Source organism: Chloroflexota bacterium (genome assembly GCA_035652535.1).
Lineage (GTDB): Bacteria > Chloroflexota > UBA6077 > UBA6077 > SHYK01 > DASRDP01.
Genome location: DASRDP010000010.1, coordinates 1 through 24,956 on the forward strand (window position 1 = coordinate 1; position 24,956 = coordinate 24,956).

The window sequence follows — 24,956 nt, forward strand, 5'->3', positions numbered from 1 at the left end:
GTTGGGCCCGAGGCTCACGGTGGAGTAGGCGCCTGTCTCCGGGTCGAGCTGACCCAGCGTCCCGTCGCGCTGCCCCGTGTACCAGACGCGGCCGGACCCGTCTGGCGCCGCGTCGTGCGGGCCGCCCCCGTTCTGGACCGCGAATTCCTGCACCGTGAACGGCGTCTGCCCCTCAGCGCTCCAGGACTGATTCGCGGAGATCGCCACGGCGATCAGTGCCGCCGCAGCCGCGCCCAGGCCAATGAACCCCTCGAGCGACCATCGACCGTGTGCGCCACGGACAAGCCAGCCAGGAACGAAATCCGTGAGCATTCAACCTCCCCTCGTGGCCTCATCGAGATCATATGCGGTCCTCGCCCTCCGGGGGTCGCCGCCGACCCAGCCGGTTGACCATGGCCCAGATGGGTCGCTATATTGCCAGCGCTAGGCCGCTGCGATCAATTCGGCCTACCGCCTGGGCGAGCGACGCGCCGAGTAGAGTTGCGGGAGATGCATGGACGGCTCGCCGTCGCGCCACTTAACCCTCACAAATGGGGCGGACGGGAGCCCCATCGGCTTCGCCGTTCGGCGTATCGTGCTGGCCGGATACACGGGACGGGATCGCGCAACGGTCCAACGGCACGTGGACGAGCTGCGCGAGCAGGGGGTCCCGGCGCCGAGCCAGACGCCCGAGCTGTATCGGATCGAAGACGGCGCGATCCAGATCGGCGGATCGCTCAAGCGCGCCGGCGGCTGGTCCTCGGGCGAGGTGGAGTTCGTTCTGCTGGTGGCGCCCGAAATGACCTACGTGGGAGTGGGAAGCGACCACACCGATCGCGATCGGGAGCGCGCCTCAATGATCGAGGCAAAACGCGCGTATCCGAAAATACTCGGGAGTGTCGTGTGGCCGCTCGAAGCGCTGCTCCCCGACTGGGATGGGCTGACCCTGCGAAGTTGGGTCTCTGGCGCGGGCGAGCGACGCCTCTATCAGGAGGGATCCGTCGCGTCCATCATGGCGCCGCAAGACCTCCTTGCCCTGCTGGAGAGGGACGAGCGCGGGCCGGGGCTGGCGCTCTACTCCGGGACGCTGCCGGCCCTCGAGCTCGCGCCAGAGCGTGGTCGCTGTCTATTCGAGGGCGCCATCGTGACGCCTCGCGGCCAGGCCCTGATCACCTGTGAATACACATACGAGGCGTGAACCGATGCCAAAGCCCGAATATGAGTTTTTCGAGCCGTCGAACATCCCGGCGACCAACGTTGGCGGCGTGAAGGGACTCAGCGAGCGGATCCTCAGTCGCGACCCCGAGACGGGGGACTACACGCGTATTTTGCAATTCGAGCCCGGCACCGACACGAGCCCGATGGGTGTGCAGCGGCACGATTTCTGGGAGGAGGTGTGGATCCTCGAGGGGAGCCTCCACGACATATCGCTGAACCAAACGTTCCGCGCGGGGATGTACGCGTGCCGCCCACCGGGCATGCCCCACGGCCCCTGGCGAGCCCCGGAGGGCTGCCGGACTTTCGAGATCCGATACTTCCGCAAGTCTTAGGACGCTGCGACCGGGCTGGACGGTCGATTATCATTGAGCATCTTCTCAGGAGGCAGGCCACCGTGGCCGCGACGAGCCAATTGACCTCACTTGACATTCGAATTCGGCAGCAGGTTCTGCCCTCCGGGGACGCGTCCCATGGCACACCGGACCCGGTGCTGAAGCGCAGCTTCTTCTTCGCGTTCCCGGAAGGCGAGGCGCAGGTCGACCAGACCGACTACGGCCACCCCGGAAAGATGAACCCCTGCTATCCGCAGGTCATTCCGACGCGGCTTGCCGCCAAGACGCAGGCAATCCTCGCCGCAGCCGAGGCGCTCGCCGCTCTGCTCTAACCGGACGCTGAAGGCGGTCGGTCAATCTCCGCTCCCATCCGAGCATTCGCCGAGCGATCTGTACGGCGGCTGACGGTCCTCAACACTTCCAGTGGGGCTGAGCTGGCTGTCTGGATCACCGCCCCGCGACGCGCGCGGCCGGGACCGACCGTTGTGCTCGTTCCTGGAGGGATCTCCCCGGGCAGTCAGTCCTTCGGTATCACCGGAATCGCAGACCGCTTCGCGCGCATCGGCTTCCGCGTCGCGCATTTCGACCCTGACGGCCGCGGCGAGAGCGGCGGGATCGAGGACTTCGGCGGTCCTGTACACCAGGTCGGCCTCGCGGGGGTCGTTCGCATGGCGGCGAGCGACGAGGCGGTTGACGCCGCTCGTTTGGCCGTCCTGTCGTTCGACGCGGGCGCCCTGATGGCAACCGGGGCCGTCGCGCGCCATCCCGAGCTTTCCGTCCGCCTTCTCATCGACTGGGAGGGTCCCGTGACGCGAGCCGACGTCGCGAAGGTGCTCGTGAGCGGGGCCGACGGTGACGCGGCGTCTCTCGCGGGCCACGACGAAACGTGGTGGCGCGAGCGGGAGCCTGCCCGCTGGCTTCCCCGCGTTCGCGTGCCGTATCTGCGGATGCAGGGCGATCCGGACCACGCGGGTCTCGACCCATCGCGCGCCGTCACCGCCGTCCGGCTTGCCGCGGCATCGCGGTTCGGTGGAAAGGGCCGAGCGCCGTGGGTGCGGCTGAACGGCGACGCGCCGAACTGTCCTTCGGAGCCGCCTGATGGACGGTGGCTACCTGCGATGCCGGCCGAGGTCGCGGCGCTTTCGTATCTCGTGGAGCTGCTGCCGCCGCGCTGACGGTCGCGCCCGAACGCGGCGGCGAAGCGGGCGGGGCGGGCGAGCGGCCACCGTTTCTGAGGGCAGACCGCTCAGCGCCCGCGCGGGGCTATTTGGACGCGGGAGCGATGGTCCGCGATCCCCCCGCGTGCCTCGACGGCGCCGCGGGCGCGCCGGGCGGCTCCTGTCGCCCCCCCGAGGCGGTCACGCGCGGCGCGAGTTGAACGACGGGCGACTGCGACGTCGTCGTAACGATGGCGCCGCTGTGAAGCTGGGTCTGATTGGTCGGAGCCATGAGGACTGGCTGGGCAGCCGCCGCGGCCGTCCCTCGGATCACCACCGGCGAGCCGGCGCTACCGCCCACGCGCCCGGCGCTCGTGGCCTGAATTGACCCGCTCCCGTGCATGGCGGGGACGGTTGGCCCCGTGGCAGCAGCGCCGCCGCGGACCTCCGAATTGGTCTGCACGACTCGAAGGGATGATTCATTCGACTGGTGGACGCTCTGCAGCGCAGCCGACGCGGCAAAGAGCGCGGGGACCGGACCGCTGGGCGCCCCCTTCGCGGAATCCACCGCCACCTGGACTGTCCCGCGGCCAACTCGGGGAGCTTGCTGGCCCTCCACTCCATTCGCGGCCACGCGGGCCGACCCGCCGCCGCGCTCTCCGCGATCCGGCGCGGGCTCGCCGGCGATTGCCGGTTGGGCCGGGGCCGTAACCGTCCCCGGCGCGGGGGGAAGGAACGCGCCGGCCGGTTCCGGAGCCATCTTGGGACCGCCGGCGCGGATGGGCCCCGGCTTGCCGGCCGCGGGACTGGCAACGGTCCGCGGCGGCAACTTGGCGCTCGCAGTAGCTCCTCCCGTCGACCCCTTCGCGGCATTCGCCGCGGGCTGAGCGATGAGCGGGCCGAACGCCGGCGCCGCGATTATCGGCTTGGGCGCCGGTCCGGCGGGTGCGGCTGGCACGGCGGCGGGGAATGGAGCCGGCGAAGCTTCGATCTCTTGCGCCGGGGCTTCGGTGCTGGCATCGTTCCCCTCCGCCGAACCATCGGGTCGATTCGCCGTGTCCGCTGGCGCAGGCCGATCGTTGAGGGCGGACGGCGCGTCTTCGGGCTCGACCACGCGCCCCGACGACGGCTCTTCTCCCGCGTCGGTTGTCGCTTCGGGCTCGGCGGCGACGGTCTCATCCGGGAGCAAGCTCGCGACTTCGGGCTCCGCCGGCGCGCCTGGCGAACGCGGTGGTGCGAGGGACGCGCTCACGGAGGCGGCCTGAGAGGCGTTCTTCGCGACACTTGCCCCATTGGTCTCGGCCGTCGGCGATGCGTCACCACGGTGGAGGGCTGATGGTGACGACATCAGCAGCGCGACGAGGAGGAGACCGGCCGCGAGCCCGCCAGCGCCGACGTACGCCAGCGCTGCGAATCGCAGGGGCGCGCTCGCGCTCGCCTGAATGACCCGGTCGCGGAGCCTGAGCCACCGTGTCATGCAATCAACTCCTCTTCGCTCGTGACGGGAATCTGCAGGCGGAATGTCGCGCCGTGGTCCAGCCGACTCTCCACCTCGATGCTTCCCCCCATGCGTTTCACGATGGCGTGGGTCAGAGCGAGACCGAGGCCTGCGCCTCGCTCGCGACCGACTCGGGGGTCCTCGCTCCGAAAGAACTTGCTGAACAGGCGCAGCTGATCGCCCTCACTCAAACCGACGCCCGTGTCGGAGACGCCGAGGGTCGCGACTCCACGCTCGATCCGGTCGCGAACCCAAACCCGAATCTCGCCGCCGTCTGGCGTGTACTTTACCGCGTTGCTGACGAGATTGCTGAGCGCCTCACGCAGTAACAGGGGCGAGGCGTATACGGTAGGGGCACGGTCCGGCACCTCCACGAGAAGCGTCTGCTGCTTTTGATCCGCCAGCGGCGACAGTTCGTCGACGACATCTCGAACGACGATGCTGAGGGGAACATTCTCTCGAGCATAGACGCCCTCGTCCATCTCCACCTTGTTGATCTGCAGCAAGTTCTCCATGAGCCGCTCGATCGTCTTCCCCGCTCGAGTGATTCGGTCCAAGTGTTTGATCACGTCCGAGTGGGACGCTTGATTGCTGGCCAACGCGCCGCGTGCGAGCTGCGCGTACCCGAGCACCGTCGTCAGCGGGTTGCGCACCTCGTGCGTGATGAGGTGCGTCAATTCCTCCTGCACCACGCGTGCCCGCTCGAGTCGGCTCCGCTCTTCTTCCGCTTCCTCGCGCGCAATTCGGAGCCTCCACCACTCGCCGACGACGAACAGCACCGCCAGCAACGATGCGAGCGCCATCAAGAGCCCGCCTTCGCCGAGCAGGTCGCCTGCGACGATGGCCACCACCCCGATCGGCGCGGTCGCGAGGGAAAGTACCAGGTCGGGGCGCTCGACGTGCGGATCGTCGGCGGGCGGAAGCTGCGCCCGCTCGGCCAGTTGCCACGCCCCGGCCAGCAAAAGCGCAAACAGCCACACCACCAGCAGCGATCGCGCCTCGGCCTGTGGGAAGCTGGCGATCACGCGATCGGCGGCCTCGAACGCGAGAATGCTGATGGCGCCCGCCGTTACCGCGGAAAGGATAGACACCCTGCGCGCGAGGTTCGCCACGAGAATCGCGCCGAGGAGGAGCGGAGCGATGCTGCCCCCGAATCGCCAGTAAGCGGGCACCAGTGGAACCAGGAGAAGCGACGATGGCTTCTGTCCACCGTGCATTGGCGCGGCGATGAGCGATCCGACGAGGAGCGCGACCCCAACCGGGGCATACGCCTGGTTCCACACGTCGTGTGGACCAGTGACCCACAGCGCCCAAGCACTGGCAATCACGAGGAGCGTCGCGTAGCCAATGCGCAAGCCGGTGCGTCGACTCATTCGCTCGACCATGTCAAATCATCCGGTCGATCAAGTCGCTCCGTGCGACGAGGGCGCGGTCCGCACTCCTCCGTTACGAGCGCTCAAGTCTGACGAGGGGAAAATCGATGATCGCGCTCAGTCATGTTTCGATCTCTCGTCGAAATGTTCGCGTTCTTTATCCTTTTTTCTATTCTATTGAAACGTGAAGCAATTCGCTCCGGTCCGGCTGTGAAGCGCAGCGCTTCGATAGAGAGAGGCAGTTAACGTTCCCGGTGGTCACTTTGGCGGAGCAGCCACGTGGTCACCCTGGCCCGGAGATTCGACGGCGTGAACGGCTTAACCAGAAAGTCGTCTGCCCCCCCGGCGAACCCCTGGGCGGCCGATCCCTCGTCATTGCTCGCCGTCAGCACGATGATCGCCATTTGTCGAGCGCCGAAGCGAGCCCGAAGGCGGCGGATGACCTCGAATCCATCGGTCTTCGGCATCTTCAGGTCAATGATCACCACATCGGGGCGTTCACGAAACGCCGCTTCAAGGGCCTGCGCCCCGTCGGACGCGGTCACCACGTCGTGGTGATCGGCTCGAAGGATCGAGGCGATGAGATCGATGATGTCGGGGTCGTCGTCGGCCACGAGGATCTTGTACGCGTCCGGCACGTGGGCCTCCGATTGCGCGCCTATCAGAACAGGATAGTCGTGCCCTCGGCAGCGCCAAAGACCTCGACGTCGGATCCATAAGCGGCTGCACGCGACCGGGCGGCGGCGACGATGGCGTCGACGGCCTCGTCGTTGTGCGTCGGGTCGTGGTGGTACAGGGCGAGTCGCTTCACGCGACCGAGCACGCCGATATCCGTCGTGTAGCTCGTCGTGGAGTGGCCCCATCCGATCTTCGCCGGATATTCAGCATCGGTGTATTGCGCGTCCATGATGAGAAGGTCCGCCTCGTGAACGAATTCCGCGAGCCGCCGGTCCTCTTCGTGCACCAGATGCGGCAGGCTGCCCCGCTGAGGCGCGACAGAGCTGGATGGTCCCAAAACCCGCAGCCCGTGGGGCTCTGTGTCGGACGCGTAGATCACCGCCTGTCCGTCGGCTTCCACCCGGTACCCGAGACACACACACGTGTGGTTCAGGTAGTGGACGGTGACCTTTACGTCATCGATGGAAAACGCGCCCTCACGAACTTCGTGGAAGCCGATATCCGCCTGCATATCGTCGAGGGTGACCGGAAAGTAGGTGTATTCCATCTGGTTCGCCAGGACCTGATTCAGGCTACCACTGATGCCCGACATCCCGTGGAGGGTAAAGGCGTTGCCTGCGACGAAGGCTGGGGAGAAGAATGGCCACCCCTGGATGTGGTCCCAGTGGGTATGCGAGAGCATGACGTGGCCGCGAACCGGTCCATCCTGCTCGATTAGCGACATGCCCAACTCGCGGATGCCGGTGCCGCTGTCGAAAATGATGAGGACGCCGCTGTCCGTCCTGACCTCCACGCACGACGTGTTGCCGCCGTGGCGAACGGTTCGCGGGCCAGGGGAGGCGATGGACCCTCGAGTGCCCCAAAAGGTGACCCGCACTTCGCCCCCCGGCAGCGCGATTGATTCGACGTTTGGTGGGCCGTCGTCTGGCCCTCCAACTCCGTAACGTGGCCCGCGGAAGTATCGGGGCGCGCCGAACCGGTTCAGCGCACGGCAGCGTTCGCAAATGGCTGGTTGGCCGCCGCTCGTTGGCCGGGAATTCTACACTTTGCGCCACCAGCTCGGGACCGCGAATCCGTCGTCTTCGTCGGGATTGCCAGGAATGAACCCGGCGAAGCGAACCATGGGCGAACGGCGGAGTAGCCCAGGAATTACCTGCCCGTGGATCACGAGCTTCGCCATGTGCTCCGATCCGGCCTCGTCGCGAATCGACGCGATCGCCTGTTCGTACGCTCGCCCGCCGGCTTCGCCCGCTCGAAGCGCCTCGATCAGCGCCTTTGTCGAAAAGCGGTTGCCCACGACGCGACCGATGGCGTCGGCAACATGAGGCTCAAGGATCGTGATCGCTTCCTCGTCGTCCACGTGTGCCACTTCGCCCTCCGCGACCTCCGTTCGCGCGTCGCGCTGGAACGCTCCGCGCGGTTCCGGACGCCTACTTATAATGCTGCCAGGGATCGGGCGCGCGCCCGATGGGGGTGTTCCTTGCGGCCATTGCCTTTCTTGTTCCGAAGGAGCACGTGAGCCGGTGGCCGTTGCCGGCGGTGACCCGCCGGCGTTTTCTCCAGCTCGTGCCGGCGGCATTCGCGGCCGCCGCGTGCCAGCCACCGGCCATTTCCCAACCCCGCCCCGTGGGATCCGAGAGCTGGGAACAGCATCCCGGCGGGAGCATAACGCTCGCGGTGGAGGCCGAGCCCCAAACACTCGTTCCCTCCGTCGGCGGGCCTCGATCGGATGCGGCACAGCACCTCTTCAACCTCGTGCACCAGTCGCTGGCTACCTACGATGACCAGGGTCGTCCCTCCCCCCGGGTAGCGCTCAGCCTTCCATCCCTCGAGAACGGCACGTGGAAGGTCTTCGACGACGGCACCATGGAGACTGTCTGGACACTTCGGGACGACGTTCAGTGGCACGACGGCGAGCCACTGACCGCGGACGATGTCGTTTTCAGCTGGCGCGTGTTCAACGACGCGGCCGTTCCGATCGGGTCGCGCAAGGTCGCACGCCTCATCGACGCGATCGATGCGCCCGATTCGCACACGGTGGTGATGCACTGGCGCGCGCGCTACGCGTTCGCCGATCAGATCACCGGAAACGATCTCACCCTGCTCCCGAGCCACCTCCTGGAGGCGTCGTATGACCTCAGGCGAGAGCAGCTTGCCGCGCACCCCTACTGGCGCGCGCAGTTCGTCGGTGTGGGACCGTTCCGCGTCGATCAATGGAGCAACGGGACGATCCGCCTCACGGCCTTCGACGCCTATTTTCTTGGGCGTCCGGTCCTCAACGCCATCACCGTTCGGTTTCTGCCCGACAGTAGTGCGGCGGTCGCGGCGCTCCTCGCTGGGGGAATTGACGTCATGCTTCCGCGCCGTGCCGTTCCGGGCGTGGTTCTGACCCTGCAGCAGCGCTGGCAGGATGCCCGAGACGGGACGTCGGCGGTGCTCCCGGGATATAGCTGGCTCTTTCTTGCGCCCCAGTTCAGTGGACCGCAGCCGGAGGACCTGCTGGACCTTCGGGTACGACAGGCCCTCGATTGCTCCCTGGATCGCGCTGCCATCGCGGAGGCGGTCACGGGCGACCGCTCGCTGGCGTCCGATCTCTGGGTCCCATCTGCTGATCCGCAGTACGCGCTGCTCGGTCCGGACTACACGCCCACGGAGTACGACCCAGCGCGCGCACGGGATCTCTTTCGCGAGGCCGGATGGCGGCGGGAGTCCGCCGACGACGTCCTCGTGAAGCAGGGCAGGCGATTCGAGATCGAGCTGACCACGCCCCCAGAGTTCGAGCGCACGAGCACCGCCGTGGCAGAGTTCTGGCGGGAGGCTGGGGTCGCGGTCCAGGTCAGCATCCTGAATCGTCCCGCACTCACGGACCGCGCCGGGCGCGCCGCCTATACCGGCGTGGAGCTGGCCGGCGCAACCCCCAGCCTGGCGCTGATCGAAGGGCGACTCAGCAGCTCCAACATTCCGCTTGCCGAGAACCAGTGGGTCGGAGCGAATCGCGGTCACTACGCCAGCACGAAGATCGACGAGCTGCTCGACCGCGTCTGGACGACCATCGACCCACAGGCGCGTGGCGCCGCCGAGCGCGAGCTTACCGCGCAGATCGCGTCTGAGCTTCCCATCCTGGGACTCCTGTTCTACCCGGCCATGGCGGCTGTTCGTTCGAACGTCCGTGGAGTCAAATGGCCGCGCGCGCAAACGCCGACAGGATGGGCGTCGGCGACCTGGAACGCCCACGAGTGGAGCGCGGCTAGCTGAGGGCAGGCTCCTGTTGGTTCTCGGCCGCGAGCCCCTCGGCCTCTGCTTCATCGGCGGTGTCTGGTTCCCGATCCGTCACGCATAGGGGCTGGATGGTCGCGAGCGGGGCGTCAAAAAGGCCTTCGGATTCGCTGAACAGGGCCTCCAGATCCTCCGGTCGAAATGCCTTGTCCAGCCGCTGACAGCAGGTGGTTCGCAGTCGATTGATGTAGAAGTCGGCATCGTAGTCCGGTTCCCCGCCGGGTTGAAGGAGCTTCTTGGCCCCTTTCGCCTGGTAGTAGCGGATGCGCTCTCCAGGCCGCCATCCCGTGTGACCGGCCGCGAGATACACCTCGTACGGCTCCTCCCGTCGCTTGGCCTTGGCATACGTCTGCGGGGCCTTGGTGAGGGGCATCGAGACGCAGAGGGCCGCCGCGGGGACGCGGTGCGCCCGAAGATCGGCGCACGTCGAACGGTACAGCGCGCGGACCGACTCGAATTCGCCGCGAAGGACGTGCATGATGACCCGCGACAGGAACTCCTGAATGAACGGCTCGGTCTTGGCCGAACGAAATGCAACGCCAACCAGCCGAACGGGGTCGCGCTGGCGGAATCCTTGCTGCGCTTCCGAGTCGTAGTCGAGGAGCGCGTAGTTCTTTTCGAGATAGCTGTACATCGCCCGATAGCGGCCGTCGTGCTCCACTTGAATCCCCGTCGGCATTGCTCGGGCCACGTCCTCGATGAGGGCAAGCTCATCGTCGTGGGTCCAGGTACCGCCTTGTGGATGCGGCGGCATGCTGAACAGCACGCCGTCCGTATCGGCCTCGATGAGCGTCGCCCCGCGGGTCCGAAGCTCGTCCAGAAGGAGGCGGAGGATCTCTCGCCCACGCGCCGTGACGCGCTCGGCGGCCGCGGTATCGCAGAACAGGGCGAAGCTGGCGCCGAGGCTCCCGTAGAACGAGTTGATGAGCACCTTCATGGCGGACTGCATCGCGTCGTGGAAGGCGCGCGCGTCGTCCGCGCCTTCGCCGCGCGCAGCCCGCTTGTGCATAAGCCGTAGCGTGGTCAGCTCCTCTAACAGCCCGAGGAACGCGCCGATTTCGTCGTTTGCGGGCCCGATGCGGTCGGCCAGCATGATGCTCGGGTAAAGGGATGCGACGTCCGCCTTGACCACGTTGCCGATGATTCCCGTCGTAAAGAGGCCGGTCGCCCCGCCCGCGAAGGTGCCGGACGCGCGCCCGATCGGAAGCGAGTGGCCCGCGGCGACGTAGGCGCGCACCAAGAGCGGCTCGATCAGCCCTTGGCCGGTCCCTGCCGTGGCGATGCGCTCGAACGGCTTGGGCACCATGGACGCGAGGGCGAAGGCGGGCGCGAGCAGAATCTGCGAGAGCCGGTCCACCTCTTCCACGTCGTCCATGCAGTACCGCCGCACTCGCTCGGGGTCCTGCTGGAAGACGTTCCAGATCTCGGCCCCATCGACGTACTCCCGGTCGTCCATCGCGATGCCGAAATAGCGCGCGGCCTCCTTCAAGCCGCTGCTGCGAAGATCACGCTGGATGGCGCTGTAACGGCGCGTAGCATGGAGGGTGTCGATGATCTCGCGCCCCGCGAGGCTGTAGCGCGTGAACGGTTGGTTCGCGGCGCCGATCTTCACGGTGTCTCGGCTCTCGAAGAACTCGGAACCGTCGCGTCCAAGAGGGAGGGGCACTCCGAGGGTCTGGGCACGCTTGATCAAGAACCGAATGTCGAAGTCGAAAATGTTGTGGTTCTCGATGACGTCCGGATCCCGCTCGCGGATGATGGCGACCAGTCGCCGAATCAGCTCGGCTTCGTCCATCTCCGCCGTGTCGAGAAGCATCGCAAAGCCGTCCGAATCCTTGATCGAGACCATGAAGATCCGGTCTTGCCCAACGCCGAGTCCGGTGGTCTCGAAATCGAACTGCAGGCGGCGGATGTCGGCATAGGTCATTCCCCCGTAGTACGTCCGCCCCGTGATCGTGAGGTACTGCTCAACCACCGGACGAACGTACATCAGCTCCGAGATCGGCTCTTCTAGGCTGCCATCGTCGTGGCGCCGATGGATCGTGTCCACGATCTGCTGCTCGACCGCGTCGAGCTGGTCAGTCAAGACGAGGTACTGGAAGGTGTTTGCGCCGCGGAGTCGGACCAGGCCTACAGACCCATCCGGCACAGACGGGGTGGATTCGAGCGCTTCTGGACCGAGGTCGACAACCGGGAGGCCGTCCGCCAGCTCTCGGTGCGCGAGGAAGAACCAGTTGGGGAACCGCTCCTCTTCGCAGACGACCTCACCACCCACTCGCCGCCACACGCGTGCCTTGCCGTGGCGACTGGCGGCGACGGAAACGATCCCCGGCGTGTCGTCGCGACCGAAGAGGAGGGATCGCCGGTCGGAGCCCGTTGTCGGGACAGCCTCGGACAGGCGCTCAGCCGTCATCCCGCGCTCATATTCGGGACGGGCCATGACCGTCAACAGGATTGGGAAGCGCGCGCGACAGTGGTGATGTCTCCCGTGCTGATCTCATGCTCAGGATACGAGTTGCTCGATGACGCGGAGTAGCTGGAGCGGGCTGAACGGTTTGGTCAGATACTCGTCTGCCCCCGCGGCGAACCCCGCCTCGCGCTCGGACGGCTGCGCGGCGCTGGTGAGCATGACCACGGCGGTCGATCGCAGGTCCTCGTCGCTCTTGATTCGCCGGCAGACTTCGAGCCCGTCCATCACCGGCATCTGAACGTCGAGGAGGGCGAGCTTCGGTCGCTCTGATCGCGCAAGCGCGAGCGCCTCACCGCCGTCACTCGCTTCGATGATCTCGTAGTCCTCACTGGCGAGGGTGGCCGCGACCAGGAGACGCAGGCTCGGCTCGTCGTCAGCTATGAGCAGCTTGTGCATCCGAAGATCCTTCGTTGGATTGCGTCACCCTGTGCTCCCAAACCGCAGCCGATAGAGCGAGAGGGCCCCGACGCGCCCTCGAATGGGCCGCGTTCCCAAGAGATCGGCGGAAACCTGGTCGGACACCGCGTGGTACGCCGATTCCGACAGCAGGACTTCACTGGCCCCGGCGACCTGTGCGAGGCGCGCCGCCACGTTGACGGGGTCGCCAATGATTCCCAGCTCGCACCGCTCGGGGGGACCCATCGTCCCAACGACGACGCGGCCGGAGCACAGCGCCACGCCAACCTCGAGGCGGAACCCCCACTCGTTGGCCCGCCGGCGATTGAGCCCCTCATTGGCGCCAATAACGCCGATCGCCGCGGCGAGGGCACGCGATGAGTGATCGGGCGCGTCAGCCCACGCGCCGAAGGTGGCGAAGAGTCCGTCTCCGAGGAACTTCTCCACGGTGCCGCCGCACCGCACCACCGCCCGCACGACCACCCGAAAGTGCTCATTCAGGACGGTCAGCAGTTGATCTGGGTCGGATTCGAGCCGTTCCGCGATCGCCGTGAAACCGCGGATATCGGAGAAGAGAATGGTCGACTCGCGAACGCGCGTTTCCGGAAGCGATGGCGCGAACACGTCCAGCGGAACGGGGACCAGCCGCTCGTACGCGCGCCGAAGCGCATTCATCCGCGCGACATCGCGGGCGAAAAGCAGCGTTTGGGCGTGCGACGTCCCTCCGGAGTCGCCGTACGACACGCGGTTGTCGGGCTTGGCCACGCGGCCTCTCCGAGGGCGGGACGGATCTCAATTCGAATCGGGCCCGCCGCATCATACCATGGAAGTCGCTGGCATCGGAGAGCGGCGCAGCTCGAGCGACGCGCGGACGCCTTCGCGGTCGAACGGCTTCGTGAGCACGGTAAAAGCCCCCCCGAGACGGATGACGTCCTCGGGAAATGCCGTGACGATGACGACGGCCGTAGACGGGTTGGCTTCAGCAATCGTAGCTGCCAGCTCGGGGCCGCCTCCCGGCATGCGCACGTCGAGAAAGATGTGGCTGAAGGGATGCTCCCGTAACGCGAGCAATGCTTGCCCTCCGGTCGACGCCTCCGACACGTCGTATCCGAAGCGCTCGATATACCCCCGCAGGAGCTGACGGACGTCTGGGTCGTCATCCACCACCAGCACCTTGTGGGGATGGCGACCGGAGATCGCCTGCCGCCGATTCTCCGCTCGCCCGCGACCGAGGAGGCCGGCATGCTCGATGACGGACTCGATGTGGTGACGCTGAAAGGGCTTCGTCACGATCAGCACCGGACACTCCGGGCGTCCATGGAGGTCTCTGAGATCCTCAGGGAACGCGGTCACCGCGGCGATAGGCAGGTTAGGCCACCGCTTGCTCACAGTGCGAATGAATTCCACGCCGTCCGTTGTGGACGGCATTCGTACGTCGCTCAGGACGAGGCCGATCCGGGGGTTCCTCTCGAGGGCTGCGATGCCTGCTTCGGGTCCATTGGCTTCAATGACGCCGCAGCCACAATCTTTGATGTGCTCCCGGAGGAGCGTACGGACCGCGGCCTCATCGTCGACCACGAGGACTTCGGTACTTGGTCCGGTTTGAACGAAGGTGCCCCGTCCATGCTGGAGCGAGATGAACCCGTCGTCGGCAAGGGCCGTCAGCGCATGGCGGAGGGTCATCGGAGCCACCCCGAAGGCGACGCTCAGCTCGGCATGGCTCGGGAGCTGTTGGCCAGGCGGCCACACCTCATCGATGATCTTGCGGCGGATCTCTTCGTAGACTCGCCGGGATCGAGGCCCCAATCGACGAGGCACCGGCCATCCCCCCGCACAAGGGTCGCACTATCGTAACATAACGTAACAGAACGCTAGTATGGTAGCAGGTAACGCCGCGCGTTGCTCGCTACGAGCCGCGAAGCTCGAAGAAGTGTTGTCGATGATACTCCTGAACGCGCGCGACGAGATCGCTGTATCCGTACATTTCTCGAACGATAGTTTCTCCCACCATTACCACAGCGTCGAAACCCGCGCCCGTCTCTTCGATGGTCACACCTGAGGCTCGCATCTGGTCCAGATCCCGGCCCACGGTGCGCAGGAGCTCGGCTGAGCCATAACGGAACATGCCCTCGGCCAGGCCGCGGTGCATGCGGGCTGCGGCTCGAAGCGCCTCGATGGCCGATCGATCGTAGTGCTGAGTCGCGCGCGCCCCGCGGCCATCGTCCCAGGAGACCTCGATCGATTCGGGGCCCTCGACAATTCGGATCGCATGCGCGTTGATGTCGTCCAGAAAGCGTCCGAGGGCCCGAAGGGTGTCCGAGTACTCGCCGGGCGTCAGCACAGTGTTCCTCCATCCTCCGCGGACTCAGGCGCCCGGGAGCACCCTGCGTACGGCGCGATAGACCCAAATGGCGCTTACGACGCTGAAGAGGAGCGGCGCAAGCAGCGCGACGAGGAAGAATGGACGGTCAACCTGGGGCTCGCTCAGCCATGCGACCAGGAGCTGCCCCACGGTTCCAAGGGCAAAGACACCGAAATATCCCATGGCGGCAGAGCGGGCGCCAATGCGATCCACAACCTTGAGCCAGCCGCGCCACGAGAGGAAGTCACGGGGACGAAACCGCTGATAGACTCGCGCGTGCTCGCGCGCGGCGCGCAGCTGCGCTTCCCAGAGCCCAGGCGTGCTGGCGAGGGCGGCGAGGGACAGCGAGATCGCGGCGAGGGTCAGGGCCTCCACCGCCCCGCGCATACGCAACGCGGCCGCCGGCAAAGCCCCGAAAAGCGAGACCGCGATGCACGCGGCTACTGCGTAGAGGGAGACGCGTCCTCGTCCCCCGTGGAGAAAGCTCCAGCCGGCGTACAGGGCGAACGCCAGGATCAGGACCGTGACGATTCGGCTCGGGTCCACTGGTGGGCCGCAATCTCATCTCGTTCCGCGACCGTCCCGGTCACGCGGATGCGCCCCGCCACCCGACGCGCCGCTGTCGGAACGTCGCCGGCGGCCGTCCGGCTCAACGAGCGTGCGGTAGATCTGAGCGTTCGCTCACGTCGATGAGCACGCCGTCCGGATCCGCGAGATGGAAACTCCCGTGGCGGCACCGCGCGAACAGCTCGTATCGCACCTCGCCTTCCGCGTATCCGTGGAGGGGTGACGGCGCCAGACCCGGGTTCTCCGCAACCATGGCGTCGAGGTCACGCTCGAACTGCGCGAGGCTCTCCACTTCAAAGCCAATGTGGTCAAGCGCCGGGCGCTCGATGCCGGTTCCAGCGAAGTCGGAGATCTTCCAGGGCGCCACCACGAGGGTGACGGTCCCGTCCGTCAGGCTGTAGGTCGGATCGTCCGGATCCCTGGGCAATGGGGTGAGGTCGAAGACCTCCGCATAGAAGCGAGCGAGGAGCGCGGGGTCCACCGTGCGAAGCTGAAGGTGGCTGATTCGGCGAGGATTTCGCGCGTCGATCTTCTCGGCATAGAGCCCGCCGCGGTTCTCCATTCCCTCCTGGGACAGGTCGAACACGTTGCCGAGGGGGTCATGCGTGCTGATGCCGGCGAATGGCCGATTGCTGGGCCGCTTCAACAGCTCGACGGTCGGAAAGTCGTCTCTGAGGCGCGACGCAATCTCATCGACGCTCTCCACCTCGAATCCGAAATGGTCCAGCCCTGCCTGGCGTCCGGCTTTGCGCGGGTTGATGTTCAGCCCCACGTAGCCGTCCGAAACGGTGACGGCCCGCGCCGCCTGCGTCTCGGCCATGCGCATGCCGAACAGGGTCGCATAGAAGGCGCCGAGTCGCTGGAAATCGTTGCTGACGATCGCCATGTGCTTCAGTTTGGCGGACACGAGACCCTCCTTCCCCGCTACCGGACCTGCGAGCACTATCCTACCGGCCGCGAGAGCGCCGGCCCGCGGCGGCTCACGCGCCCGAATCGCACAACCGTCGGTGCGCTAGCCCCTCTTCTCCGCGGCCGCTTCCGCCGCCGCGGCGCGCTTGCCTCGGGCCGACTCTCGGAAGAAAACGATCCTCCGCTTCGGCGGGCGGGCCGGCAGGGTTCGAAACTGGCAGTACACCGCCGGATCCGGACCGGGATTGTGCAGGCGGTAATAGTAGCCAGCGTCGATGTGAACAAATTGACCCGGGCCCAGGACGAGGTCCTCGCCTGACTCCACGCCTGTCAGATGGAGCTTGCCCTGCCAGACCAGAAACGTGTGCTCTTCCCCGGGGTGGCAGTGCATTTCGTCCGCCTGGCCGGGCTGATAGCAGTTCAGGATCACCGCGGACTCATCCTGCTGGGTGAGGGGGACAAAGGCATTTCGCTCCGTGACAGCGTTTTCGACGATGCTGGCGACCTGCCATCCCTTGTTGCGAAACATCTGACGTTCGATCATTTGATCACGGGGGTTGGGCTGCTGCGACTGTGCTCCACCTTCGGCCATCGATGCTCCTCATGGCGTTCGCCGCGTGCGATATCGTGGCAATCATATTCCGGTTTGTGGCAGGGCACCAGTGGCGGCAAAAGAGACGCTCGCGGACGTGATTCGGGCGCGGGCGATGGCGCTGGGATTCGACCTGGTCGGCTTTGCCGCGGCCGGCCCGTTCGCGCGGGAGGCCGAGCTCGTGCTGGCGAGCCTGCGGGATGGGCGGCTCGAAGGGATGCGCTGGTTCAGTCCAGACCGGGTGCGCCTCTCGTGCGACCCGGAGCGGCTGCTGCCCGGTGCGCAGAGCATCATCGCGCTCGGCGTGGCATACGCACAAAAGCCGCCAGCGCTCGTACCCGACGGGCGTCGGGGCAGGGTGGCGCGCTACGCCTGGGGGCGCGACTATCACGACGTGATCCGGCCGAAGCTTCGGACCCTCGCGGACACCATCGTCGCCGAGACCGGTCCCGCCACGCGGTGCCGTTGGTTCGTGGATACGGGTCCGTTCGTCGATCGCGCTGCGGCCGAACGGGCGGGGCTGGGGTTCATCGGCAAGAACACGTGTGTGCTCACCGGGCAGCACGGTTCCCTCGTCTTCTTGTCGGCGATCCTCACGACCGCGCACCTGGAGCCAGATCCCGTGGGCGCCCGTGACTGCGGCTCCTGCCGACTCTGCCTCGACGCGTGCCCGACCGGTGCGCTCACCGATGCCTTTCGCATGGACGCGACGCGGTGCATCTCCTACCTGACCATCGAACATCGCGGGTGGATTCCCAGGGAGCTGCGGCCCCAGATGGGCGACTGGGTCTTCGGGTGCGACGTCTGCCAGGACGTCTGCCCGTGGAATCGGGCCCGGTCGGCCTCGTCGCACGAAGAATTTGCGCCGGATGTTGGCGCGGGCGAGACGCTGGACCTTCCCGGGCTGCTCCGCCTCGACGACCGCGCGTTTCGCGATCGATTCCGCGGCACACCCCTCACGAGACCGAAGCGTCGTGGGATCCTCAGGAACGCCGCGATCGCGCTCGGGAACGCCCGGGACCCGAGCGCGGCGCCGGCGCTGATCGAGGCGCTATGCGACCCCGACCCCGTCGTGCGCGGGCACGCCGCGTGGGCGCTGGGGCAGATTCAGCCGCTGGCGGATGACGCGCGCACGGCGCTCGATCGCGCGCTCGCCGTCGAGACCGACACGGATGCGCGGGCAGAGATCGAGGCCGCGCTGGGTTCAGCTGGCCCGCGCGGCCGCGGCTAACACGAACCGCCGCAGGAGTCGCTCGCTGGCCGCGTGGCCGGGCACCAGCTCCTCCGGATGGAATTGAACGGCCAGGGCAAAGGGGTGGCCCGGCCGCTCGATCCCCTCGACCACGCCATCCGACGCGACGGCCACGACCTCGAAGCCCGGCGCTATCGCGCCGACGGCCTGGTGGTGGAGGCTGTTGACGGGAAGCTCGCCAGGTCCGAGGATCTCTCCCAGCCGCGATTCCGGCTCCACAACGCGGACCGAATGCGCAATGGCCGACCGTGGCTCAACTCGATGGACGAGGGCGCTCGGGACCTGGCTGGCAATGTCCTGAATCAACCCGCCGCCCGCCGCCACGTTCAGGCACTGCTGTCCGCGGCAGATGCCGAGGACGGGCTTCTCTTCTTCGAGAGCCCACCGCGCGAGGCGCAGCTCCGCGTCGTCGAGGGGCGGATCGACGGCCCCGAGCAGCGGGTGGGGCGATTCGCCATAGGTCGATGGCTGCAGATCGGCCCCGCCGGGCAGGAGCAGCCCGTCGATGGCGTCGAACAGCCCGCGCAGCGGCTGGTCGTCGGCGAGGGCCGGCATGAGGAGCGGTACGCCCCCAGCGGCGGCAATCGCTCGGCTATAGGCCTGGTTGATCACGAATCTTGGCGGTCGATCCTCGGCCACCAGGGTACTGCAGACCATCCCGATTCGGGGCAGCACGTTAGGTCCACGCCCGCTCGTCACACGATGTCCCGCAGAAGCACGACCGGGTGCGCGCGCGACTTCGCCCACCCGAACCGCCTGCGCGGGCCCGGGCGCTGGAGGGCGCTGCCGAACCCGATGCCGTGGCGCTCGCCTCTGCGCGGCCGGCCGCGTTTGATTCTGGCTGCGCTTTCCCCTCCTCGGGGTGGTCGGCGCCCGTCTCAGGCTCTTCGGACGGCGGGGTTTCCTCGTCCAGGACGCGGGGCGTGCGCCGACGGCGCCGGCGCGACCCCGGCTCGACTTCGCGCAGCTCGTCGAGGCTCTTCAGATAGTCGATGAAGAGGATCCCGTCGAGGTGGTCGATCTCGTGCTGGAGGATGTGCGCGAGCGGCCCGTCGGTCTTGATGCGCACGTCCTTCCCGGTGCGGTCCTTCCCTTTGACGGAGACGCGCACCGCGCGGGGAACGGTCCCGACGTAGCCGGGGATCGAGAGGCATCCCTCTTCGGCCATCCACTCGCCTTCTTTGGCGAGGATCTCGGGATTGATCAGCACGGTCTGGTGCAACTCCTCGGTCTCCTCGTCGGCATATTCGCAGACGATGACGCGCAGCAGTACGCCGACCTGGGGCGCTGCGAGCCCAACCCCCTCCGCTGCGCGCATCGTTTCGATCATGTCGTCGATGAGGGTTTGAATCGATCGATCGACGCGCTTGACTTTGACGCTCTTCATGCGGAGGCGCGGGTTCTCGAGGGTGAGGATCGGCCGGGTCGCCACACAATTCTCCGATCGGGGTCTCGGCCAGATTCTAGCATCCGCTCTCAGGGGGTCGACGGCTCCCGGGCGCCCTGCGCCATCGTCTCCTCGATGAGGGCGAAGTCCGTCTCGGGCAGGACGTGCACGTTCCCTTGGAAGGCGAGCCGCCAGTGCTGAGGCGGCCACTTCCGCGCATATTCCATCTGCTCGACGAGGAGCCGCGCTGGGACGTAGTCGTCCTCGTCGAGGACGACGTCCGGCTTGATGGAGAACCGAAACGGATAGTCTTCCCCGGGCTTGTCGCTGGTCCAGATGGGCGTGTGGTCCTCGAAATAGCGGGAGGTAATGGTGGCGGTGAAGGCGAATGCCTGCAGACCCGTCGCGTAGAGGACGACGCGGTCGCCCGGCTGCATCTTCTCCGCCTTCTTCCGATGGCCCTTTTTGATCCCCTGGATCGTGAAGTTTCGTTCGCGCGTTTTGGCGATGTTGTCCGGTGAGGTGACGAGACACCAGCATGTCGGCATTGACGCCTCCCCTCTCGAGTCAGTCACCGGCAGTATAGCGACCGACTCGTATAATCCGCGCGTGGAGCACCACCGCATCCCGACGCCGCCGGTCTATCACGGTGAGCCGCACTTTCGCGGCGGCGACGCTCCCGACTACGACAACCTGCTCTCATGCGTGAAGTGCGCGGCATGCTCGGCCGTGTGTCCCACGTATGCCACGGACGCTATTGAGGTGCAGTCCCCGCGTGGTCGGGTCCAGCTCATGCGCGCCGTCGACGAGGGGCAGATTGACCTGAGCGCCGTCGTGGCCGAGCACATGTATCACTGCCTCGATTGCCGCGCCTGCCAGAGCGTGTGCCCCTCCGGCGTGCGCGTGGGCGAGCAGGTCGTGCGCATGCGCGCGGTGATCGAGCGCGGCCGGCGGCAACCCTGGCCGAAGCGGTTCGTCCTCAGTCAGGTGATGACCCGCCCCGACTGGCTCGAGGCGGCGGTCTGGCCGCTGCGACTCTACCAGTGGCTTGGGATCCAGTGGCTCGTCCGCCGATCCGGGCTGGTCCGGCTCTTGCCGCGAAGCCTGCGATCGATGGAGCGCCTGTTGCCGCCGCTCCCGCGAACCCCGCTGCGGCGCGCGCTGCCCGAGGTTACTCCGGCCGTGGGCGAGCGCCGCTACCGCGTCGGCTTCTTTCTCGGGTGCGTCATGAGCCTCGTGTTCGCCAAGACGAGCGCGCGCACCGTTCGGATCCTCTCGGAGAATGGGTGCGAGGTCGTGCTGCCGAAGGCGCAGAAGTGCTGCGGCGCCCCGCACGCGGGGGAGGGCGACGTCGACACCCTCAAGCGGCTGGCGCGCCACAACGTCGAGCTTTTCGAGCGCTACTCCGTCGACTACGTGGTCGCCGACTGCGCGGCGTGCTCCGCGCAAACCAAGGAGTACGCGGAGCTGCTCCGCGACGATCCGGAGTTCTCGGCCCGTGCGGAGTCTTTTAGCCGCCGCGTTCGCGACGTGACCGAATTTCTCGCCGCGATCCCGCTGCGCGAGCCCCTGGCCGAGGTCCGGAAGAAGGTGACCTATCACGAGGCGTGCCACCTCTGCCACGCGCAGGGGGTCTCGCGGCAGCCGCGCACCGTCATGGCCGGCATCCCGGGTCTGTCCCTCGTCGAGATGCGTGAGGCGAGTTGGTGCTGCGGCAGCGCGGGCGTCTACAACCTGACGCATCCGGAGCGGGCCGAGCAGATCCTGGATCGCAAGCTTCGGAACGTCGCGGCCACCGGTGCCGAGGCTGTGGCCGCGGCGAATCCGGGGTGCCTCCTGCAGCTCATCGCGGGCGCCCGCGAGCGCGGGCTCGACGTCGCGGTCGTGCACCCGGTGGATCTGCTGGCCGAGGCCTACGAGACCCCGAAGTCGCTGGGTCCTTAGCGGGCCGCGCAAAATCCGGTCGCGTTGAAGATCCCGTTCGCCTCGATCGAAGGGCGCTCGCGCTGAAAATCCGTTCGCCCCGAGCCCTTTTCATTCGCTCGGGACAGGCCCTGTCGCAGGGCGCTCGTGCGTGCCATACTGTGCTGACCTGACAGCGGGGAGGCGCGCGTGGGTGATCCGTACTTCATCAAGCTCACGATGGTGAACGGCGCCCCCACATGGATCAACCTCGCCAACGTGGCGTTCATTTACCAGCAGCCCGGCGCCCAGACCGTGGTCCGCTTCTCGGGGCCTCCCGACAACCAGGTCGGCGTGAAAGAGAGCCTCGCAGACGTGGCGGAGCTGCTGCCGCCCTTCGCGTAGCGTCCAAGACGAACCTGGGGTGTCGGATGGTATGAGCTTCGCCATTGCCACAGCTGCGCCGCTCTGGCAGGGCGGGGATCTCCGGCCTGCCAGACGAGGAGGCCACGTTTGTGGGTCGTGAACGCGCTATGCGACCTCGACCACCATCTCAATCTCGACCGACGTATTCAGCGGGAGCGAGCCAACGCCGAACGCCGCTCGCGCGTGCCGGCCTTTGTCGCCAAAGACCCTGACGAGGAGGTCCGAGGCGCCGTTGATCACCTGCGGGTGGTCGGTGAAGGTGGGAACGGCATTCACCATTCCGGTCAGCTTGACGACTCGGCTGACTCGATCGAGGTCCCCCAGCTCAGACTTCAGGGTCGCCAGGAGGTTCAGCATCGTGAGCTGGGCCGCCTCATATCCCTGCTCGATCGTGATCTCCTGCCCCAGCTTGCCGATGGAGACGAATTTGCCATCGCGCCGCGGTCCGCGTCCAGATAAGAACAGCAGATTGCCCGTTCGCACCGCCCCGACGTAGTTCGCAATGGCCTCCGGGGCCTCCGGCAATTGAAGTCCGAGCGCTGCGAGCCGCTGCTCCGCTTCCACCAGTCCTCCTCCGCGCACGTTGTGTGTCGACATCTTAGGGTAATGATGGAATCGTTCGCTTGAAAACCGGCGCGAGAAGCGGGATGATCCCTTCCAGTGACGCCCGGGCCGTACGCTCCGGGCTTGGGCGAGACGGTCATCCCGAGGGCGCGGCCCGAGGGGTCTCGTTTGACAGCGATGCTGCGCTGCGCTCAGCATGACTTCATTCGCCGTCTCCGACCGAAAAGGCGGGCGAGCGGCGTGGAAGGATGAGAGGGTGATGGCCGGCGACGTCGAGCGCGCCCACCGTGCACTCGAGCAGGCGCTCGCACCCGACCGGGTGACGATGGCGCCAGAGGACATGGTGGTCTATTCGTACGATGGAACCTGGATCGTCGGGCGGCCGCAGATCGCCGTCACGCCTCTCAATGCCGAGGAAGTTGCCGCGACCGTGCGCGTCGCCCGGGACGAGGGGATCCCCATCGTACCCCGGGGCGCGGCGAGCGGGCTCGCGGGCGGCTCGGTCCCCCTCTTCGGCGGCATCGTGGTCAACATGACGCGGATGAACAGCATTCTCGACATCGACCGGGTGAACATGACCGTCGTCACGCAGCCGGGCGTGGTCACCGCCACCCTCCAGGCGGCGGTCGAGCGGGAGGGTCTCTTCTACCCGCCCGACCCGGCGAGCCTGAAGCAGTCCACCATCGGGGGCAACCTCTCGACGTCCGCCGGCGGTCCGCGCTGCCTGAAGTATGGAACGACCCGCGACTATGCGCTCGGCCTCCAGGTCGTGCTCCCCAGCGGAGAGATCATGCGAACCGGCGCGCGTACCGCGAAGAATTCCAGCGGGTACGACCTGACCCACCTCTTCGTGGGATCTGAGGGGACGCTCGGCCTCATCACCGAGGGCACCCTCAGACTCATCCCCGTGCCGCGCGCCCGGCGTACGGTGATGGCGGACTTCGCAGACGTCTCCGCGGCTGCCAACAGCGTGACGGACGTGCTGGGGGCGGGCATCGTCCCGTGCGCGATGGAGCTGATGGACCGAACGACCCTGACCCTCGTCGAGGAGTACCTGAAGGCAGGGATCAACACGAACGCGGGCGCCCTGATTCTCATCGAGATCGATGGGGACGAGGAGGTGGTGCCGCGACAGGCCGACGAAGTGGCGGCCATCTGCAATGAACGAGCGATCAGCGTGCGGCTCGCCCGCGACGCCGCCGAGGCGGACGGTCTCTGGAACGCCAGGCGCTCCGTGGCCGCCGCGTTCGGCCAGCTGCGGCCGAATCGCCTGGGCGAGGACATCGCCGTCCCGCGCAGCAAGATCCCTGAGGCCGTCGAGCGCATTCGCGACATTGGCGCCGAGCACGACGTGACCATCGCTATTTTCGGGCACGCCGGCGACGGCAATCTTCACCCGAACCTCCTCGTCGATCTCCGAGACGAGGACGAGACGAGGCGAACGCTCGCGGCCGCTGACGAGATCTTCCGTCTCGCTATCGAGATGGGAGGTGTGATCTCGGGCGAGCACGGCATCGGCATCATGAAGCGGGAGTATCTCGTCGAGAACCTCGATCCCCTCGCCCTGGCGACGATGCGGGGCATCAAACAGCTCCTCGATCCAACGAACATCATGAACCCGGGCAAGGTCCTGGCTCCACTGTGACCGATGCCAGCCACGATCGCCTGACGGCCGAATACGTTCGCGAGGTCTGGGCGAGCCTTGGGTCCATCGTCATGCCGACGCTGCTGCTCCACAGTAGCGCCCTCGACGAGGCGGTCGGCGCCCACGTAACGCTGGCCTGCGAGACCTTTCAGCGAACCGGCTCGTTCAAGTTCCGCGGCGCCTACAATCTCCTGCGGAGCGTGTCCGCCGAGCGGATCGTGAGCGCGTCCTCCGGAAACTTCGGCCAGGCGGTGGCCCTCGCCGCGCGGATGCTGGGAAAGCACTGCACCGTCGTGATGCCCAACACCTCCGCTCGCGTCAAGATCGAGGCCGTGCGCCGAAACTGCGCCGAGGTCGATCTCATCGATACGGCCACGGTGCGTCGCCTGGACCGCGTACAGGAGGTCATGGAGCAGCAGCCGGGTAGCTTCTACGCGCCAGCCTTCGACGACCTCCGCGTCGTGGCGGGGAACTCATCCCTCGGGCGGGACGTGCTGGCGCAGGTCGCCGACCTGGGTGCGCTACTCGTGCCGGTCGGCGGTGGGGGGCTGATCTCCGGCATTGTGACGGCGCGCGACGTGCTGGGGAGCCGAACGCGAATCGTGGGCGCTGAGCCGGCCATCGCCAACGATGCTGCCCGGTCCTTCAGATCCGGAACGCTGATCGCAAACGACGAGGAGCCGCCCACCATCGCCGACGGGGCGCGCACCCTCTCGCTGGGGGCCGTCACATGGCCCATCGTTCAACGGGGCGTCGACGAGATCGTCGAGGTACCCGAGGCGACGATCGCCCACGCCACGCGCCTGCTGTTTCGCACCGCCAACGTGAAGGCGGAGCCGACCGGCGCGCTTGCGCTCGGGGCGGCGCTGGTGTGCCGCGAGCGATTCGCGGGGCAGAGGATCGGGTGCATCGTGAGCGGCGGCAACGTCGACGCGGACGTCTACGCGGCGATTCTCCGCGAAGAGCTGTAACG

27 protein-coding genes and 1 pseudogene are annotated in these 24,956 nt (G+C 67.0%); 10 read left to right on the forward strand and 18 right to left on the reverse strand.

Annotation, left to right across the window (positions count from 1 at the left end; translation table 11 throughout):
- A partial coding sequence (locus VFC51_01455) for a hypothetical protein (GenBank protein HZT05671.1) occupies positions 1-312 on the reverse strand: 312 nt, incomplete at its 3' end.
- Positions 313-493: 181 nt separating this feature from the next.
- On the opposite strand from VFC51_01455, the gene VFC51_01460 reads away from it, so the two are divergent.
- The 4 genes from VFC51_01460 to VFC51_01475 all read left to right on the forward strand — a co-directional run bounded on the left by VFC51_01460 (position 494) and on the right by VFC51_01475 (position 2,704).
- Positions 494-1,177, forward strand: coding sequence for a DUF2848 family protein (locus VFC51_01460; protein ID HZT05672.1), 684 nt, complete (start codon positions 494-496; stop codon positions 1,175-1,177).
- 4 nt (positions 1,178-1,181) lie between these two features.
- A complete protein-coding gene (locus VFC51_01465) occupies positions 1,182-1,529 on the forward strand; it encodes a cupin domain-containing protein (GenBank protein ID HZT05673.1) in 348 nt (115 codons plus the stop codon).
- 62 nt (positions 1,530-1,591) lie between these two features.
- Entirely contained in the window at positions 1,592-1,861 is a 270-nt protein-coding gene (locus tag VFC51_01470; protein HZT05674.1) for a hypothetical protein, read from the forward strand.
- A 153-nt stretch (positions 1,862-2,014) separates the two neighbouring features.
- Positions 2,015-2,704 carry a hypothetical protein gene (locus VFC51_01475; GenBank protein HZT05675.1) on the forward strand — a complete coding sequence of 230 codons (690 nt, stop codon included), beginning with the start codon at positions 2,015-2,017 and terminating at the stop codon, positions 2,702-2,704.
- A gap of 88 nt (positions 2,705-2,792) precedes the next feature.
- Here the strand turns inward: VFC51_01475 and VFC51_01480 are convergent, their stop codons facing one another.
- The 5 genes from VFC51_01480 to VFC51_01500 form a co-directional block, all read right to left on the reverse strand.
- Entirely contained in the window at positions 2,793-4,163 is a 1,371-nt protein-coding gene (locus tag VFC51_01480) for a hypothetical protein (GenBank protein ID HZT05676.1), read from the reverse strand.
- The gene (locus tag VFC51_01485; protein ID HZT05677.1) at positions 4,160-5,569 is read right to left on the reverse strand and encodes an ATP-binding protein; all 1,410 of its coding nucleotides are present in this window, start codon (positions 5,567-5,569) and stop codon (positions 4,160-4,162) included. Before VFC51_01485 ends, VFC51_01480 begins: the two co-directional genes overlap by 4 nt.
- Before the next feature lie 230 nt (positions 5,570-5,799).
- Positions 5,800-6,195 (reverse strand): response regulator, encoded by a 396-nt coding sequence (locus tag VFC51_01490; protein ID HZT05678.1) that lies wholly within the window; start codon positions 6,193-6,195, stop codon positions 5,800-5,802.
- 23 nt (positions 6,196-6,218) lie between these two features.
- Entirely contained in the window at positions 6,219-7,112 is an 894-nt protein-coding gene (locus VFC51_01495; GenBank protein ID HZT05679.1) for an MBL fold metallo-hydrolase, read from the reverse strand.
- Between the two features lie 162 nt (positions 7,113-7,274).
- Positions 7,275-7,604, reverse strand: a complete 330-nt coding sequence (locus VFC51_01500; protein HZT05680.1) for a hypothetical protein — start codon at positions 7,602-7,604, stop codon at positions 7,275-7,277.
- A gap of 146 nt (positions 7,605-7,750) precedes the next feature.
- Between VFC51_01500 and VFC51_01505 the strand changes: the two genes are divergently transcribed.
- Positions 7,751-9,490, forward strand: a complete 1,740-nt coding sequence (locus tag VFC51_01505) for a peptide ABC transporter substrate-binding protein (protein HZT05681.1) — start codon at positions 7,751-7,753, stop codon at positions 9,488-9,490.
- Here the strand turns inward: VFC51_01505 and VFC51_01510 are convergent.
- The 8 genes from VFC51_01510 to VFC51_01545 all read right to left on the reverse strand — a co-directional run bounded on the left by VFC51_01510 (position 9,483) and on the right by VFC51_01545 (position 16,807).
- Positions 9,483-11,924: a DNA polymerase domain-containing protein gene (locus tag VFC51_01510; GenBank protein ID HZT05682.1), complete on the reverse strand. Its 2,442-nt coding sequence runs from the start codon at positions 11,922-11,924 to the stop codon at positions 9,483-9,485. The genes VFC51_01505 and VFC51_01510 overlap by 8 nt on opposite strands.
- 90 nt (positions 11,925-12,014) lie before the next feature.
- The gene (locus VFC51_01515; GenBank protein ID HZT05683.1) at positions 12,015-12,377 is read right to left on the reverse strand and encodes a response regulator; all 363 of its coding nucleotides are present in this window, start codon (positions 12,375-12,377) and stop codon (positions 12,015-12,017) included.
- A gap of 24 nt (positions 12,378-12,401) precedes the next feature.
- A complete protein-coding gene (locus VFC51_01520) occupies positions 12,402-13,142 on the reverse strand; it encodes an adenylate/guanylate cyclase domain-containing protein (GenBank protein HZT05684.1) in 741 nt (246 codons plus the stop codon).
- Between the two features lie 51 nt (positions 13,143-13,193).
- Positions 13,194-14,195, reverse strand: a complete 1,002-nt coding sequence (locus tag VFC51_01525) for a response regulator (GenBank protein ID HZT05685.1) — start codon at positions 14,193-14,195, stop codon at positions 13,194-13,196.
- Positions 14,196-14,283: 88 nt separating this feature from the next.
- Positions 14,284-14,718: a hypothetical protein gene (locus VFC51_01530; protein ID HZT05686.1), complete on the reverse strand. Its 435-nt coding sequence runs from the start codon at positions 14,716-14,718 to the stop codon at positions 14,284-14,286.
- 24 nt (positions 14,719-14,742) lie between these two features.
- On the reverse strand, positions 14,743-15,285 hold the full coding sequence (locus VFC51_01535) for a hypothetical protein (GenBank protein ID HZT05687.1): 543 nt from the start codon (positions 15,283-15,285) through the stop codon (positions 14,743-14,745).
- Positions 15,286-15,388: 103 nt separating this feature from the next.
- A complete protein-coding gene (locus tag VFC51_01540; GenBank protein HZT05688.1) occupies positions 15,389-16,213 on the reverse strand; it encodes a VOC family protein in 825 nt (274 codons plus the stop codon).
- A 105-nt stretch (positions 16,214-16,318) separates the two neighbouring features.
- Entirely contained in the window at positions 16,319-16,807 is a 489-nt protein-coding gene (locus tag VFC51_01545; GenBank protein ID HZT05689.1) for a cupin domain-containing protein, read from the reverse strand.
- Between the two features lie 70 nt (positions 16,808-16,877).
- On the opposite strand from VFC51_01545, the gene queG reads away from it, so the two are divergent.
- Positions 16,878-18,038, forward strand: coding sequence for a tRNA epoxyqueuosine(34) reductase QueG (gene queG / locus VFC51_01550; GenBank protein ID HZT05690.1), 1,161 nt, complete (start codon positions 16,878-16,880; stop codon positions 18,036-18,038).
- Here the strand turns inward: queG and VFC51_01555 are convergent.
- From VFC51_01555 to VFC51_01565, 3 genes and pseudogenes are all read right to left on the reverse strand, one after another.
- The gene (locus VFC51_01555) at positions 18,012-18,734 is read right to left on the reverse strand and encodes a gamma-glutamyl-gamma-aminobutyrate hydrolase family protein (GenBank protein HZT05691.1); all 723 of its coding nucleotides are present in this window, start codon (positions 18,732-18,734) and stop codon (positions 18,012-18,014) included. The genes queG and VFC51_01555 overlap by 27 nt on opposite strands.
- Positions 18,735-19,008: 274 nt before the next feature.
- Positions 19,009-19,491: pseudogene (gene def, locus VFC51_01560) on the reverse strand (peptide deformylase).
- A 44-nt stretch (positions 19,492-19,535) separates the two neighbouring features.
- The gene (locus tag VFC51_01565; protein HZT05692.1) at positions 19,536-19,994 is read right to left on the reverse strand and encodes an EVE domain-containing protein; all 459 of its coding nucleotides are present in this window, start codon (positions 19,992-19,994) and stop codon (positions 19,536-19,538) included.
- Positions 19,995-20,055: 61 nt separating this feature from the next.
- Between VFC51_01565 and VFC51_01570 the strand changes: the two genes are divergently transcribed.
- Both VFC51_01570 and VFC51_01575 read left to right on the forward strand, forming a co-directional pair.
- The gene (locus VFC51_01570; GenBank protein HZT05693.1) at positions 20,056-21,390 is read left to right on the forward strand and encodes a (Fe-S)-binding protein; all 1,335 of its coding nucleotides are present in this window, start codon (positions 20,056-20,058) and stop codon (positions 21,388-21,390) included.
- A 168-nt stretch (positions 21,391-21,558) separates the two neighbouring features.
- Positions 21,559-21,753, forward strand: a complete 195-nt coding sequence (locus tag VFC51_01575; GenBank protein ID HZT05694.1) for a hypothetical protein — start codon at positions 21,559-21,561, stop codon at positions 21,751-21,753.
- Between the two features lie 126 nt (positions 21,754-21,879).
- Here VFC51_01575 and VFC51_01580 read toward each other — a convergent pair whose 3' ends face one another.
- Complete coding sequence (locus VFC51_01580) at positions 21,880-22,338, reverse strand: RidA family protein (GenBank protein ID HZT05695.1); 459 nt, start codon at positions 22,336-22,338, stop codon at positions 21,880-21,882.
- Between the two features lie 259 nt (positions 22,339-22,597).
- Between VFC51_01580 and VFC51_01585 the strand changes: the two genes are divergently transcribed.
- Positions 22,598-23,983: an FAD-linked oxidase C-terminal domain-containing protein gene (locus tag VFC51_01585; protein ID HZT05696.1), complete on the forward strand. Its 1,386-nt coding sequence runs from the start codon at positions 22,598-22,600 to the stop codon at positions 23,981-23,983.
- Positions 23,980-24,954 (forward strand): threonine/serine dehydratase, encoded by a 975-nt coding sequence (locus VFC51_01590; GenBank protein ID HZT05697.1) that lies wholly within the window; start codon positions 23,980-23,982, stop codon positions 24,952-24,954. The genes VFC51_01585 and VFC51_01590 overlap by 4 nt, the downstream gene beginning before the upstream one ends.
- Positions 24,955-24,956 lie beyond the last annotated feature (2 nt).

Excerpts from the sequence above, each read along its gene's own strand:
- VFC51_01460 (HZT05672.1), top strand. The coding sequence starts at position 494 with ATGGACGGCTCGCCGTCGCGCCACTTAACCCTCACAAATGGGGCGGAC.
- VFC51_01465 (HZT05673.1), top strand. The coding sequence starts at position 1,182 with ATGCCAAAGCCCGAATATGAGTTTTTCGAGCCGTCGAACATCCCGGCG.
- VFC51_01480 (HZT05676.1), bottom strand. The coding sequence starts at position 4,163 with ATGACACGGTGGCTCAGGCTCCGCGACCGGGTCATTCAGGCGAGCGCG.
- VFC51_01485 (HZT05677.1), bottom strand. The coding sequence starts at position 5,569 with ATGGTCGAGCGAATGAGTCGACGCACCGGCTTGCGCATTGGCTACGCG.
- VFC51_01510 (HZT05682.1), bottom strand. The coding sequence starts at position 11,924 with ATGACGGCTGAGCGCCTGTCCGAGGCTGTCCCGACAACGGGCTCCGAC.
- VFC51_01515 (HZT05683.1), bottom strand. The coding sequence starts at position 12,377 with ATGCACAAGCTGCTCATAGCTGACGACGAGCCGAGCCTGCGTCTCCTG.
- VFC51_01545 (HZT05689.1), bottom strand. The coding sequence starts at position 16,807 with ATGGCCGAAGGTGGAGCACAGTCGCAGCAGCCCAACCCCCGTGATCAA.
- VFC51_01565 (HZT05692.1), bottom strand. The coding sequence starts at position 19,994 with ATGCCGACATGCTGGTGTCTCGTCACCTCACCGGACAACATCGCCAAA.
- VFC51_01585 (HZT05696.1), top strand. The coding sequence starts at position 22,598 with ATGGCCGGCGACGTCGAGCGCGCCCACCGTGCACTCGAGCAGGCGCTC.